The 14,652-nt window shown below is 38.4% G+C and carries 11 protein-coding genes; 7 read left to right on the forward strand and 4 right to left on the reverse strand.

All coding sequences use genetic code 11. The features are described 5' to 3' along the window. Positions 1 to 257: 257 nt before the first annotated feature. From I7H67_RS16460 to I7H67_RS16470, 3 genes are all read left to right on the forward strand, one after another. Positions 258 to 1,631, forward strand: coding sequence for an NAD(P)/FAD-dependent oxidoreductase (locus I7H67_RS16460; protein ID WP_005305377.1), 1,374 nt, complete (start codon positions 258 to 260; stop codon positions 1,629 to 1,631). Further along, positions 1,618 to 2,307: a DUF4386 domain-containing protein gene (locus tag I7H67_RS16465; RefSeq protein WP_151768691.1), complete on the forward strand. Its 690-nt coding sequence runs from the start codon at positions 1,618 to 1,620 to the stop codon at positions 2,305 to 2,307. Before I7H67_RS16460 ends, I7H67_RS16465 begins: the two co-directional genes overlap by 14 nt. A 97-nt stretch (positions 2,308 to 2,404) precedes the next feature. Then, positions 2,405 to 3,664 carry an outer membrane protein transport protein gene (locus I7H67_RS16470; RefSeq protein WP_013197871.1) on the forward strand — a complete coding sequence of 420 codons (1,260 nt, stop codon included), beginning with the start codon at positions 2,405 to 2,407 and terminating at the stop codon, positions 3,662 to 3,664. Positions 3,665 to 3,778: 114 nt separating this feature from the next. Here I7H67_RS16470 and I7H67_RS16475 read toward each other — a convergent pair whose 3' ends face one another. From I7H67_RS16475 to I7H67_RS16490, 4 genes are all read right to left on the reverse strand, one after another. After that, positions 3,779 to 6,040: an ATP-binding cassette domain-containing protein gene (locus I7H67_RS16475; protein WP_198308342.1), complete on the reverse strand. Its 2,262-nt coding sequence runs from the start codon at positions 6,038 to 6,040 to the stop codon at positions 3,779 to 3,781. Positions 6,041 to 6,271: 231 nt separating this feature from the next. Further along, positions 6,272 to 6,508, reverse strand: a complete 237-nt coding sequence (locus I7H67_RS16480) for a VF530 family DNA-binding protein (RefSeq protein WP_004961824.1) — start codon at positions 6,506 to 6,508, stop codon at positions 6,272 to 6,274. A 121-nt stretch (positions 6,509 to 6,629) separates the two neighbouring features. Next, entirely contained in the window at positions 6,630 to 7,631 is a 1,002-nt protein-coding gene (locus tag I7H67_RS16485; protein WP_198308343.1) for an AraC family transcriptional regulator, read from the reverse strand. Beyond that, positions 7,628 to 8,554, reverse strand: coding sequence for a GGDEF domain-containing protein (locus I7H67_RS16490; protein ID WP_198308344.1), 927 nt, complete (start codon positions 8,552 to 8,554; stop codon positions 7,628 to 7,630). Before I7H67_RS16490 ends, I7H67_RS16485 begins: the two co-directional genes overlap by 4 nt. Before the next feature lie 323 nt (positions 8,555 to 8,877). On the opposite strand from I7H67_RS16490, the gene I7H67_RS16495 reads away from it, so the two are divergent. The 4 genes from I7H67_RS16495 to tolR all read left to right on the forward strand — a co-directional run bounded on the left by I7H67_RS16495 (position 8,878) and on the right by tolR (position 14,652). Beyond that, positions 8,878 to 11,364 (forward strand): TonB-dependent receptor, encoded by a 2,487-nt coding sequence (locus I7H67_RS16495; RefSeq protein ID WP_198308345.1) that lies wholly within the window; start codon positions 8,878 to 8,880, stop codon positions 11,362 to 11,364. A 75-nt stretch (positions 11,365 to 11,439) separates the two neighbouring features. Continuing rightward, complete coding sequence (locus I7H67_RS16500) at positions 11,440 to 13,410, forward strand: phytase (RefSeq protein WP_198308346.1); 1,971 nt, start codon at positions 11,440 to 11,442, stop codon at positions 13,408 to 13,410. Between the two features lie 92 nt (positions 13,411 to 13,502). Next, positions 13,503 to 14,201 carry a protein TolQ gene (gene tolQ / locus I7H67_RS16505; RefSeq protein WP_198308347.1) on the forward strand — a complete coding sequence of 233 codons (699 nt, stop codon included), beginning with the start codon at positions 13,503 to 13,505 and terminating at the stop codon, positions 14,199 to 14,201. 10 nt (positions 14,202 to 14,211) lie between these two features. Next, complete coding sequence (tolR, locus tag I7H67_RS16510; RefSeq protein WP_198308348.1) at positions 14,212 to 14,652, forward strand: protein TolR; 441 nt, start codon at positions 14,212 to 14,214, stop codon at positions 14,650 to 14,652.

A 14,652-nucleotide genomic window follows, 5' to 3' on the forward strand; every position in this document is an offset into this window, starting at 1 on the left:
CTTTTTTCTAAACATTCTTATCAGAAGCTAAATTTCTATGTTTAATTACACAGTGTCATTGACACTGTGTAATTGTTGGAGCAATATATATTCAGCTCTACGATTTCGTACGCATTGCGATAAAGCACTCAACATTTTTTCAGGGAAGAAATTATGTCTTGAGTTTGCGATAAGCCTTTTTTTTGAAAAAAAATGAATAGGCGAAAGTATGGGTACGTGGACTGAGCAATATCAAATATCAAAGGAAGGAGCATTAGATGAATAATATTCCACATGCAAATAAGTCATTCTGGTTAGCCCACTCAGGCGAATACATTCCTTCACCACCTCTTAAAGGTAGCATCGATGTAGATGTGGTGATTATTGGAGGAGGGTTTACTGGATTATCTACCGCCTATCACATAAAAAAAGCCGACTCTGCTGCATCAGTGGCTGTTCTTGAAGGCGAATGTGTGGCATTTGGTGCCTCAGGCCGTACATCTGGTTGGGTTGTGCCAGTTCCAGTACTTGACCCCACCACTGCAAAAGTACTTTATGGAAAAGAAAGATTAACTGAGCTTCAAAATTTCGCATGGAATGGTCTGGACTATGTGCAGGACCTAATCAAACGCGAAAATATGGATAGCGATTTTGAAATGCCCGGTGTGACATTTACTACACTTCGCGGCCATGAAAAAAGATTAGAGCAATTTACTCAATACTGGCACGATCAACCTCGCTCAAAAGACAGTGTGTATATGGATCGAGCTACAGTCAGCCAAGCGCTAAATAGTGATGCATTTTCTGGTGGTTGCCGAATGCCACATTCTGGACAAGTCAACCCTGTAAAGCATTCTCGAGAACTCAAGCGAATAGCTGAAGCTGCGGGCGCACAAATTTTTGAGCAAACACCAGTACTAGATATAGAAGATAAGGAAAAGTTCTTTATTCTCAAAACCCCAGAAGGTGAGGTTAGAGCCAAACATATTGTATTGGGAACAAATGGTTTTACCCATTTACTACAACCAGAATTGGGGCTTAAACGCGCACAACTTCCAATGTTTGTGTATCAGTTAATTACTGAACCTTTAACTGATGAAGATTGGAAAGCGCTTGGTTGGAAACATCGTGGTCAGTTTTATGACAAAACAACTTATTGTCCTCCAACCTGTAGAACGACTGTAGATGGAAGATTGCAATTTAACCTATGTGATATCTACGTGGGTGAAGGGCGTTCTATGGACGAAGCTCAGAAAGTGCAGTTTTATGATGCCGCTGAGCGAATGTATAAAAAGGTATTTCCTGCATTTCAGAAATTAAAAATTGCTCAACGTTGGAGTGGCGCTTGTTCTATTCCTTTTGACGTAAGGTCTCAAGTGGGCACACTTCATAATGGTCGTATTTCTTATGCCTATGGATACAGTGGTGCGGGCGTAATGATGTCACAAAATTATGGCCGAATTTTAGCTGATCTTGCATTGCAACGTAAAACGGAGCTTACCGAGCATTGGTTTGTTGCCAATGGAGAAAAAGGACACGCTAAATTTAAACGTTTCCCATTAATTCCGGGTCTCATCGCTGCGCTACGTACTTATTTCGAATACGAACGAGTATCAGCACTTTCTAGGAGAAGACGCCTTGGACTCGATTAAACAATATGATGATGGACACGTATTTACAGCGTGGGTTGCACTAATCGGTACGGTAATGGCTGCAACTTGCTTACTTTGTTTTCTTGCAGTTACAGGTTTTGATTTGCATCAAATATTTAAACCTGAATTTGCATTAACTTTGTCGGCAAAAGACCAAGCACTTTTCAGAACTTCAATGATTTCTGATTGTTTTGGTTTTTATCTTCCGTTTCTGGCTGTGGGCGTATATCTGTGGAGAAAGTTGCGCTCTTCGGGAGGGTTGTTGTCCGATATCGCTATTTTATTCCTTGTCATTTCAACCATGTTAGGTATAGCAGGGGCTGTTTTACAGGCCTCTGTATTAGGACCACTTGCTGAAACATATATGTCTGGAAATGAAATGGCTAAACAGGCAGCGGGCACTGTTTGGGCTACCATTTCGCAAGGCTCTCAAAATGGCTTATGGCCAATGGAAGGACCGACAATCGGTTTCTGGGCAATAGTTAACGGACTACTTCTGAGAAAAAACAAATCTGCTTTAGGTTTCCCATTGGTTTTGGTTGGGTTGGGATATGTTGGATTTGCTGCACTTCTTTTCTCAGGCTTTCCTAAAGTAGCCTTACTTCTTGAACTGTTTTTATTACCAGTGCAGGTCGTATGGCTAAGTCTTTTCGGTTTGGGTTTATTACGAAAATAGATTTAAAGAATTTTAGAGCCATGTTGTGAAATATGGCTCTAAACATAAAAAACTATCCTAAGGATTTTGGGAAATAACAACGAAAAAGGATATAGGTATGAATGGAATGCCAACTAATAGGACAAATCCGATTTTAATAGGAATGCTTGGCGTATTTGTGAGTAACATTAGTCACGCTTCAGCCTTGGAACAATCAGGCCAATCTATCTTGCCATTTCTAGAAAACGGTAATTATGCAGAAGCGAATTTATTTGCAGTCGATTCATCTGTTTCTGGCATAGTCAACGATAGAGCCGATCTTGTACGAGATCATCAAAGTCGTGATACAGGCGATATTGCAGAAAGTACGCAGTTCTATACAGCTGCTCTAAAGTTACAACTTACAGATCGTTTAAGTTTTGGTGTGTTATACGATCAGCCTTTTAGTGCTGACATTAAATATCCGGCACGTTCTAATAATAGTTATTTTGATAATGACGTTAGCCATCAAGGTACATTCGTAAAAGCCGATACTCAAAATTTAAGTATGATTGTGGGTTATTCACCAGTTGAGCATTTTCAGATTTACGGTGGACCAGTTTATCAAACCGTAAAAGCAAACCTAGGTCTTCGGGGCAATGCCTATACTCAGGCTTTTAATGGCTATAATGCTAAGTTTAAACAAGAAGGCGAAGTCGGTTGGTTGTTAGGAGGAAGTTATCAATTACCTGATCTTGCCTTAAAAGCAGCGGTAACCTATCGGTCCAAAATCAAATATAAATTTCAAGTAGATGAAGATATTTATGGTGAACCACTAAAACTCGTTGAAAATGAGAAAACCCAATTAGAGACTCCAGCATCATTAAATATTGATTTTCAAACAGGTATTTCTGAACAATCACTTGTTTATATGAATTTAAGATGGGTGAATTGGAAAGAGTTTGAAACACGCCCTCCGCAATATGGCGCTCTATCTGAAATTATTATGAAAGAGGCAACTGGTGGAGCTTATACCCAAGGCTTTAAGCTCGATTCTTATCAGAACGATCAATATAGTGCGACTGTCGGTCTCGCACATCAATTTACAGAAAAATGGGGTGCTTCAACAGATGTAAGTTGGGATTCTGGTACGGGTGATCCTGCATCAACAATGGGACCAATCAAAGGTTCATGGTCGCTTGGTTTAGGTGTCCAATTTAACCCTGCTAAAAACTACTTTATAGCTGGTGGTATAAAATATTATTGGTTAGGTGATACAAAAACCGAAGATGGAACTTATTACTTGCCAATAGAAGGAATTAAACCATTCGCAGAACAGGCAGATTTTAAAGACAATCATGCAATCGCCTATGGTCTAAAATTTGGATATCGGTTTTAATTTTTAAATGGAGCGGTTGATTTTAATTACTCCATTTATTTATTCCTTGATACATGCCGCTCTGCTTCAAGCAAAATCTGATTCACTGTTGTGCCAAGCTAGTTAATCAAATCTTTACAGCTCTAGATATTTTTTCAAATAGTGGCCTGTGAATGATTTTTCTGCGGAGAGCAAACTAGTAACAGTTCCAGAGAACACCAATTCACCACCTTTGTCACCAGCTAATGGACCAATATCAATAATCCAATCTGCTTGGCTAATAATGTCTAGGTTATGTTCGATAACGATGATCGTATTGCCTTTTTCAACTAAGCTATTTAATAAACTAATCAATTTTTCAGTATCAGAAGGGTGTAAGCCTGTACTCGGCTCATCTAATACAAAAATATTATCTGTTTCATTGAGCTCTTTTGAGAGTTTTAATCTTTGGCGCTCGCCACCAGAGAAAGTATTTAAGCGTTGGCCGATTGCAATATAGTCTAACCCTAAGCTTACCAATGAATTAAATTGCTGTTGTAAATTACGATCTTCAAAAAAGTGGCCGGCTTCTGTAACAGTCATTTTTAAGATTTCAGCAATGTTTTTATCTTTATAGTGATACTTTAACACCTCTGGGGCGTATCCTGAGCCGTGACAAAGGTCACATGTCATTTCGACATCATCTAAAAATGCGAGTTCAATTTTCTCTATACCTGATCCTTTACATTGAGGACAAGCACCTTCGCTGTTAAAACTAAAGAGCTTAGCACTCACTTTATTTGCTTTTGCAAATAGTTGGCGAATCGGATCAAGAAGGTCTAGATAGGTCAGTAAATTTGACCGAATGCTTGCAGTAATTGCAGATTGATCAATCACTTTTGTTTCAGGATATTGTTGCGGTAAGACTTTACTGATTAACGTACTTTTTCCAGAGCCTGCAACACCTGTAATAACGCTTAGACAATTTTTAGGAATATCGACATCAATATTTTTTAGATTGAATAAATGAGCATTTTTAATCGAAATCCATTCATTACTCATACGGGGTGTTTTCTTATAGGTATTTGGTCTTTTAAAAAACTGGCCTGTTAAACCTGATGAGTTCTTTAATTCTTCGAAAGTTCCTTGGTAAATAATTTGACCACCATTGACACCAGAAAGAGGACCCATATCAATGACATGATCAGCTGTTCTAATAAGATCAGGGTCATGTTCAACCAGTAAAACACTATTTCCTTTATCTCTAATCTTTTGAATGATTTTAATAATATTATCTAAATCTTTTGGATGCAGCCCAATACTTGGCTCATCAAAAATGTAGAGCAGATCAACTAGACTATTACCCAAATGTTTAACCATTTTGATTCGTTGTGATTCACCGCCCGATAATGTATTGCTCACACGATTAAGGTTTAAATAACTGAGACCAACTAAGTTTAAGTTACTCAGTTTATTAATGAGTTCATGTAAAACGGTTTCAAATTTCTCACTTTTTATGGACTCTATAAACTCTAAAAGCATTGATACAGATAGAGCTGTACATTCCGCAATATTTTTTCCATTAATCTTACAAGATAAAGATTTTTGATTAAGCCGTTGGCCTTTGCATAAAGAACATTCTTTGGTTGTAATAATTTGCTCAAGCTTATTCCCGTAACGATTTCTTTCCCGCGTTTCTCCTTTTAAAAAGTTACGTTCAAATCTGGTCACTAATCCTTCGTAAAGTGCAGTTTTTCTCCATTTACTTGTTGGATTCAAAGGTTTGTGTTGAGGAGCATACAACAACAAGTCCCATTCTTTTTCACTATAATCTTTTAACTTTTTATCTAAATTGAAATAACCTGAATCTGCATATCGAGTCCAACGCCATGCTGTAGGTTGATAGGTAGGAAAATTGATAGCACCTTCTTCATTTAAGGATTTATCTAAATCTAATATTTTATTAATATCAATTGTTTGCTCTAAACCAATACCTTCGCATTGTGGACACATGCCATTAGGATGATTAAAAGAAAAAACATTCGAATATCCAACAAATGGTTCACCCATACGTGAAAATAATAAGCGAAGATTGGCGTAAATATCTGTAATTGTTGCAACGGTTGAGCGAATGTTACCCGTTAAACGTTTTTGATTAATAATGACAGGTACATTTAAATTCTCAATTTTATCAACGTCAGCCACGCCAAAATGCTGTAAACGATTGCGGACAAAACTATCTTGAGTTTCATTAATTTGTCTTTGAGCTTCTGCGCCAATGGTTTCAAAAACTAAAGAAGATTTACCTGAGCCAGAGACACCAGTAAAGACAACAATTTCATGTTTTGGGATTTTTAATGAAATATTTTTAAGGTTATTTTGTCTGGCTCCATAAATATTTATTGTTCTTTTAGTCATGTGTGATCACTTGAACTTAGGGATTTATAGTAAAAGTAAAATAAAATTTATGAAAAGCGTGTAGATGTTTCTTAAATGAATTGTTTAAATATTCAACTTATAGGGCTTAATTGTTAGGAAGCTATGAATACATATTTTCCTACTAAAAAGTCTTAAGAGTAGACTAACTTTGTCTAGAAGAGTGGTGGCAATCCACCACTAATTAAAATGCTGAGGCTAGAGTTTTGATAGCTATGATTTCTGTTTGGCTTTTTGGCGTAAGACATACAAATATAAGTTTTCTACTTTTTCACGTGCCCATGGTGTGGTACGTAAGAATCGTAATGATGATTTAACACTTGGATCTATGCAAAAACATCTAATTTCAATTTTACGACTTAAGCCTTCAAATCCACCGTAGTAATCCAATAATTCATCCAAAATGTCAGCAAGTTTTTTGCCGTGTAAAGGGTCATTGGAGGCGTTCATAATAGATCAACAATATTTTGGGAGTCCATTATTATAACCTGAGCTAGTTGGAAAATAAGAGGGGTGAAATTTAAACGTAATTAACATATAAAAACAGCTTATTTTTCCTTTTTTGATAAAATTAAGACTGAGCTGATTGTACGGTTAAGCCGCTCCAACGCTTAAAAGCGCGTCGAAAATTGGTAGCATCATTAATTTTCAAATATTGAGAAATTTGTTCAGTTTTAAAACCATGTACGCGATATAGAATAATGGCTGTATGCAAACGACTTTGATCGAGTTGTGCTTGAAAGTGAGTCTGATGTTTTTTTAGTTTTCTTTTTAAACTGGCAGAACTCATTTGAAAGTATTCTGCGGTTTGTTCAAGCTGAATATTATTTTGAATATTCTGCATTAGATATTGATATAAACGGAGCAAAAAGCTTTGCTGAATGTTTTGAGACGTAGTTTGTTGAAGTGCATGTTGATGGCAAATGGCTGCAAGGGTCGAGGAGGCATTAGGAAGTTGTTTGTGTATGAAATCACACGGTAAGCTCATCATATTCATTGGGCGATTAAATTCTAAATCATTCCCTAAATGTGTCCAATATTGTTCAATATAATCAGGCTCAGAAAAGTTGAATTCATATTTCCAAGGTAACTTAGCTTGGTAGAGTTGACGGCTAAAAGCTTGTAGCGAACTCATTGCACTTTCAATTAAAAAGCGATTTTCAAATTTGTTTTCATCTAGCCAATAAATATGGATTTGATTTTGATTATAAATAACCCGTGGATATAACCATGGTGAAACCGAGGCAAAAAAGATTAAATATCGGTTCAAGGCTTCATTTAAAGTAGATGCATAGAGCATAGATTTAATTGCATCGTTAAAAGGCGTCGTTAAACTGCGTTGGCCAAATAAAAAGCTGATATCTTGATTGCGAAAACATAGCTCAGCATTTCTTAAAACTTGTTGTAGCTGCTGCTGGCTAATCAGTTTTTGCCCTGACAAAATGTCTTCTAAAAAAATGCCACTGCCTCTGAGCAAAACGTGATGATCGACTTCATGGCTCGCTGACAGATCAATTAAAATAGATAATTGATGATGTGCAGGAATATAGTTGTAGTCGCATTCAAAACTCATACAGTGACCCGTTTAGTTGAAGACTGCTGCTTTAGGTGAATTAACTGTTGATTTAAAGCACTTAATAATTGTTGTGTGGTTTCATATTGTCCCACTGAACAGTAAGCGGTTATGGCTTTTAAAGGAATTTGTACAGACAAATCACGGTGATAATACGCACTGATCATAATCATGCGTTCAAGCTGTAAAGCAATTTTTTCGGCTTGTTGTACGTTGGTTTTTGGCAAAAGCATAATGAAACGATCTCCTGCAAAGCGACAAAGGAGATCGTTTGGACGTAAATTTAGACTGATTAATTGGGAAATGTGCTGTAACACAGACGTGCCTTCATCAAAGCTGTACATTTGATTGACCTGATTAAAGTTATGCATGTCGAGTAGAACAACGGACATGTTCTCCATTTCATCTGTTTTTTGTTCCATTGCAGATTTAAGCTGAGCTTTAAAATAGTGTGCATCTGCTAAAGGTGTGAGAGCATCAAATAAACGGTGATCGCGATAAATACGTTCGCGTTTTTGCATATGTTTGGAAATGGCAAGCTCTTCTTGATGCCAAAAATAAATTCCCATCGTAAGCAGATAAAGTCCGATAGGGAAAGGAATAGACTCTAACCATGCATCCCAAGCAATATCCTTAGGTAGACGAATAAATTCATCTAAAGAATCCATCCACATGTGGAAAAAAGTAAAACATAGACCGTAAAAAATGTAATTGGTAACGCGTCCTAATGGTCGGCTTTTAATAAGAAAGAAAATCCAGATGCCAATAAAAACGGTTGCACCGCCTTCTCCTAAAATATCAACCCAGTTCCATTCTGGAAATGACTTGATATTTCCAAGCTGGATGAATAGCCATAGAGATAGGCCACAGGCCGCACCTAAAAGCAATAAAGCCCAGCGGTAACAAGCGAGATATTTAGGCATAGCATTTTAAGATGAATTATTTTGGCTCAAGCTAAACAGGTTTAAATGACAGTTTGATGGCAAATGGTAGAGTCAAAATAGATCAGACTATTTTCCATCTTTTGATTTTTAACGCGATGAAACTCATATCTTTTCATGTCAGATCAGTGTTTAAAAATACTAAATATTTGTGATGGGCGGATCAAATCAGCTCATTTTTTTCTGAAAAATAGTGAAAAACGGTTGAAATAGGAAAGATAAAAAATGAGTGTCATGTGAGATTCATATTCAATTTCTATTGTGCGTTCAAACCATGCCACTTTGGCTTGAGGGGGAATCACACAATGCGAAATAGTCATAACCATTTAATGAAACATAAGAGGGCAAGCTTTCAGCTCAGTACTTTGGTTCTTTCGATGTTGAGCATGATGGATCTGCATGCTCAAGATAATACTGTGGAATATGTACAAGTTATTGGGCAAGCTGCCAGTATGGATAACGCACTCAGAGAACAAAAACGTGCTGACCAAATTAGTAGTGTGGTGCATGCGGATGGGATCGGTCAATTACCTGATGATAATGCCGCAGAAGCATTGCAACGTATACCGGGTGTTTCTACAGAGCGTGACCAAGGCGAAGGCCGCTTTGTTTCCATTCGTGGTCTAGGCCCCGATTTAAATTCAGTGACGATCAATGGTACCTTAGTTCCTGCGCCTGAAAGTGACCGCCGTGCGGTAGCGCTCGATGTTTTACCTTCAGAGTTAGTGCAATCATTAACTGTAGTGAAAACTCTTACACCCGATATGGATGCCAACTCATTAGGGGGAACGGTACAAGTCGAGAGCCTATCCGCTTTTGATCATGATGGATTATTTTATACAGGAACCATTGAGGGTAGTTATGATGAAAAACGTGAAAAATATAGCCCCAAAGCATCAGGTGCAATAAGTAAGCGTTTTAGTGTGGGTGAAGGTCAAGACAACCTTGGAGTTGCATTGGCACTGAGTTACCAAAATCGAAAATTTGGTTCAGATAATGTTGAAACAGGCGGTGCTTGGGATGGCAATGCACTCGAAGAAACTGCAATGCGCCAATATGATATCGAACGTGAACGTATTGGGGTGGGTCTAAATTTAGATTATCGCCCTAATGACACAGGCGAATACTATTTAAGAACTTTATATAGCCGATTTAAAGACACTGAATCTAGACAAGAAGCTGCGGTTGAGTTTTCTGATCCACAATTTGCAGGACAATGGGGTGATGCAGAAGCTACACGCTCTTTAAAAAGCCGTGTGGAAACACAAGAAATTCAGTCCTTTGTTTTGGGTGGTAAGCAAGGTTTTGGCAGCTGGACTGTAGAAGGTCAACTAGGCTATAGCGAAGCATCGGAAGAAAATCCGGGTGGAATTTCTGGTGCAAAATACAAAGGTGACTTTAGGAGTGTTGGTTTTAACAGCACGAAGAAGCCCGTCATTATGGCAGATCAAGACTTTTATGACGCTGCAAATTACGAGTTGGACTCAGTGTCTTGGGAAAAATCTAAAACCACCGATAAAGAATACAATGGAAAATTAGATTTTCTTAAAGACTATATGTGGGGCAACTATGCTGCATCTTTTAAGTTTGGCGGCAAAATTAGTCAACGTGAAAAAACTAACAATACTGATGAATGGGAATATGAAGATTTAAGTACCTCAAGTTCAGACTTTAATGGAAATAGTCATTATGAACTCGGTCAATTTGGTCCAACCATTAATGAAAGCGCAATCAATAATAAAATCAGCGGATTAAATCCAAACGATTATGCAGTTGCTGACAGTTCAATCATTAACGATTTTAAGTCGAACGAAGATATTCAAGCAGCTTATTTCATGAATACCATTGATTTCGATCGGTTGCGTGTAATTGCGGGGTTGCGTTATGAAAACACCCAATTCGAAGCACAAGGTTTTGAGTTTAATGATGATGTAATTACGGGAACCAAATATGAAAACGATTATGATCATTGGTTACCAAGTCTACATTTTCGTTATCAACTAGCTGACAACGCCTATCTTCGAGCAGCATGGACAAATAGTGTTATTCGTCCAAACTTTGCCCAAAGTGCACCCGGTGTATACATTGATGGCGATGAAGCAGAATTTGGCAACCCAATGCTTAAACCTTTGGAATCTTCGAACTTTGACTTAGGGGTCGAAAAGTATTTTGGCAAAGCCAGTATGATCGGCTTCTATGCATTTTATAAAGATATCGATCAATTTATTTATAATGCCAATATTGCAGGAACAGGGCAGTGGGCTGACTTTGATGAAGCGATTACTTATAAAAATGGTAATCGTGCCAAGTTATATGGGATGGAATTTGCGTATTCACAAAAGTTTGATCATCTCGCTGCGCCATGGAATGGGTTGCTACTCGGTTTTAATACAACATTTAGTAAGTCAGAAGCAGATATTGATTCGATGCAAGATGGTGAGCTGCTGAGCCGTCATATTCATTTGCCAAATCAATCAGATGTTGTAGGTAATGCAATGATTGGCTGGGAAAATGAACGCTTTGGTGCGCGTCTGTCTGCAAACTATAAATCGAGCTACCTATATGAGCTAAGCAATATTGATACGCCCGAAAAAGATATTTATACCGATGACCAAGTGTTTCTCGATTTTAGTAGTCATGTGAATTTATCAAAAAACTTACAATTAAAATTTGATGTGCAAAACATCACCGGCGAGCACTACTACAACTATGCAGGCACTAAAGCCTATAACGCCCAATACGAAGAATATGGCCCTGCTTATAAATTGGCTCTGACCTACACACACTTTTAAGTCGAATTGAATTTTAGTACTTGGTTTTCCTCTGCGGGGGAAAACTGAAGAATTTTACCAAATTTGAGTATTTCTATGAATTTTTTAACTTTTAGACTAACAGCTTTGACGAGTTGTTTATTTCTACTGACGGCGTGTAGCCAACACAGGGTTCTTCAACCTGCACAAAGCAGTCATCTGCCAGTGACACAGGTTGACCAACCTATGGCAGCTAAAATTCACCTTCAAGAAATTGATATTCAGGATGCCAAAACTGAAGATGTGCAATGGCTGAATTTAAGTGCATGGCCTCAAGTGGATACCTTATTGAGTAGTAAAAATAAGGGACTACAATTTTTAGATGATAAACAAAATGTAGTGCATCAAATTCAGGGTCAATTTGGACGTTTTGATTATCGTATAGGTGCTGAACGTCTATTGATTGCTGCATCGAATTTGCAACAACAGCAAATTCAACTGATGAGCATGAACTTAAAAAGTAAAGTTTGGGAAAAACCTATATTTATTCCAAAACGTTCGTTTAAGTCAGAAGATGTTTGCCTCTATACTGATTCGCAAGGGCTAAGCTTTGCCTTTTTAGTAGGTGAAGAAGGGATTGGTGAACAATGGTTGGTGGCTAATCATGAGAAGGCTATAGCTCAACCGAAGTTGGTGCGGGGCTTAAGTTTTCCTCCGACAAGTAATATATGTAAAGTCAATGATGCAACCGCAGAGCTGTTAATTAATGAGGAGAACATTGGTGTCTGGGTTTATCCAGCGCATTCTGAAGCTGACATGACGCGTGGAGCTGTTGATCTTGTACAACCTTTTGGTTCTATTCAAGGTATACCGTCTGCAATAGCGATAGTTGATGACCAAGTTGCCGTAATTGATGAAGAAAAACCTCTGCTTTACCGTTATAAAAAACAAGGCAAGCATTGGACAGCCTTAGAACCCTTACAATTTGATAGTTTAAACGAAGCGAAAAGTCTGAGTATTCGTGGAAATTTAACTGATAAATCTTTGCTGATTTTAGATGATAAAACCATTAAAACGGCACAAGTAGCATGGCAAACACAAGTCGGTTCAAAGACAGAAAATATCATTACTATTCCTGCCGAAGTGGAGACAGAAGGTGTTCCAAGTACAGGTGATGCAGCCGACGATCCAGCAATTTGGCATAACACTACACAGCCTGACCAATCACGCATCTTAGCGACCGACAAACAAAGCGGCTTGCAGGTCAGCGATTTGCAAGGTAAGGCAGTTCAGTATTTGCCTGTTGGACGTCTCAATAATGTTGATGTCCGCACTGGTTTTAAATGGGGAAATCAAGTGGTTGATCTGGCTGTAGCATCTAACCGAGATCATAACAGTCTACATGTCTTTGCCATTGAGCCTAAAACTGGCAAGGTCTCTACGCTTGGAGAGCTGCCAACCACTTTAGATGAAATTTATGGCATTTGTATGTATCGAGATACTCAAGGTGAAATCTATGCCATTCCAAACGATAAAAATGGCACCTTCATTCAATATCATATTACAGCAGCACACCAGAAATTACAGGCCCAGGAAATTCAACGTTTTTCAGTCAAAACACAACCTGAAGGCTGTGTGGTAGATGATGCTACGGATCGTATATTTTTGGGTGAAGAAGGGGCCGCCGTATGGGTGAAAGATCTGAGTCCGAAAACACAGCTTCCAATGCAACAAGTGATTGCTGTTGGAGATGTGATGCATGCAGATATAGAAGGTATGGGACTTTATCATGGCAAAGACAAAAGTTATTTGGTGGTTTCAAGTCAGGGCAATGACAGCTTCGTAGTACTTGATGCAGCAGCACCTTATAAGGTTCGAGGTGTATTTCGTGTAGGCATTAATACTGAAAAAGGGATTGATGCTGTGTCGGAAACAGATGGCCTTGATGTTAGTTCTAAAAATTTTGGCGGTAAATGGAAGCACGGCATATTGGTTGTTCAAGATGGGCGTAAGCGTATGCCTGAGGGCAACCAAAACTTTAAGTATGTGCCATGGGAAAAAATCGCGCAGGCTCTACATTTAGATTAAACCTTGTTTCAGTACATGGCTGTTATCTCTCGATAACAGCTTAAAAAATATGTGCTTCACGGTGCAGCAATTAAAAGAAATTGGAGTACGTCATGCAAACAACAATGGATCAAATGTCAGTTTGGATGTTGATTAGTAATGCTAGTCTGTTGGTAAAAGTGGTGATGTTGATTTTAGTTTTATTGTCAGCCATTAGTTGGTATTTAATTGTGCGTCATGGCCTTTTACTACGTGGGCAAGAACAGCTTTGGAACAATTTCTTAAAGAGTTTTAGGCAGCAAAAAGATTTAAGTCTTTTGCAGCAGGAATATCGACAGCCTGAACAGCAAAAAGGAGTAGTGACTATCTTTCAACAGGGAGTCGATGAATATCATCAACTCATGACAGATGAGCAACTCGCCGTAGCTGATGTAATTGATGGTATAGAGCGTCGTTTGCTCAGTAGTATTAGTGAAGAAGAAGAAAAGCTTCAACAGAATCTTACTTTCCTTGCCACAGTGGGTTCAGTCAGCCCCTATATTGGTTTATTTGGGACAGTATGGGGGATTATGAATGCCTTTATAGGGCTATCAGGTGTTGAGCAAGCGACAGTAAATACGGTGGCACCTGGTATTGCAGAGGCACTGATTGCAACTGCAATTGGTTTATTTGCTGCCATTCCTGCGGTGGTGGCTTATAACCGTTTCTCTGCTCGTGCTGACAAACTTTCTAATCGTTACTATGGTTTTGCCAATGAGTTGCAAACACGTATTTATCGGTTGCTGGGACACACTGAGCGAGCTTCACGGTAGGGAGCAAAATATGATTAAGCGTTCTCAAAAAAGAAAGCTCAATGCAGAAATGAATGTAGTTCCCTATATTGATGTCATGTTGGTGCTTTTAGTGATTTTTATGGTGACCGCACCGATGTTGACACAAGGTATTCAAATTGATTTACCTAAAGTAAATGCGAATGTCATGCCCGCGTCACAGCAGCAGCGTATTGTAACTTTATCCATTCAGGCTAACGGTCAGTATTACTGGAATATTGGTTCAGAAGTGAATACTGAAAAAGTGACGGATCAGGCGATCGATTTAGCGAGTATGCAACAGAAGTTAGTTCCTATTATTCAAAAAGATAAAAGCCTACAGTTTTATATACGTGCAGATAAAGATGCTGACTATCAACTGGTTGCACAAGCCATTGCAACTTTGCAAAAAAGTGGTGTAAGTAACTTGGGCTTGGTGACGGAGGAACCCTAA

The sequence above is a fragment of the Acinetobacter sp. ACIN00229 genome, from assembly GCF_016106645.1.
Lineage (GTDB): Bacteria > Pseudomonadota > Gammaproteobacteria > Pseudomonadales > Moraxellaceae > Acinetobacter > Acinetobacter oleivorans.

Excerpts from the sequence above, each read along its gene's own strand:
- I7H67_RS16460 (WP_005305377.1), top strand. The coding sequence starts at position 258 with ATGAATAATATTCCACATGCAAATAAGTCATTCTGGTTAGCCCACTCA.
- I7H67_RS16470 (WP_013197871.1), top strand. The coding sequence starts at position 2,405 with ATGAATGGAATGCCAACTAATAGGACAAATCCGATTTTAATAGGAATG.
- I7H67_RS16475 (WP_198308342.1), bottom strand. The coding sequence starts at position 6,040 with ATGACTAAAAGAACAATAAATATTTATGGAGCCAGACAAAATAACCTT.
- I7H67_RS16480 (WP_004961824.1), bottom strand. The coding sequence starts at position 6,508 with ATGAACGCCTCCAATGACCCTTTACACGGCAAAAAACTTGCTGACATT.
- I7H67_RS16485 (WP_198308343.1), bottom strand. The coding sequence starts at position 7,631 with ATGAGTTTTGAATGCGACTACAACTATATTCCTGCACATCATCAATTA.
- I7H67_RS16490 (WP_198308344.1), bottom strand. The coding sequence starts at position 8,554 with ATGCCTAAATATCTCGCTTGTTACCGCTGGGCTTTATTGCTTTTAGGT.
- I7H67_RS16495 (WP_198308345.1), top strand. The coding sequence starts at position 8,878 with ATGCGAAATAGTCATAACCATTTAATGAAACATAAGAGGGCAAGCTTT.
- I7H67_RS16500 (WP_198308346.1), top strand. The coding sequence starts at position 11,440 with ATGAATTTTTTAACTTTTAGACTAACAGCTTTGACGAGTTGTTTATTT.
- tolQ (WP_198308347.1), top strand. The coding sequence starts at position 13,503 with ATGCAAACAACAATGGATCAAATGTCAGTTTGGATGTTGATTAGTAAT.
- tolR (WP_198308348.1), top strand. The coding sequence starts at position 14,212 with ATGATTAAGCGTTCTCAAAAAAGAAAGCTCAATGCAGAAATGAATGTA.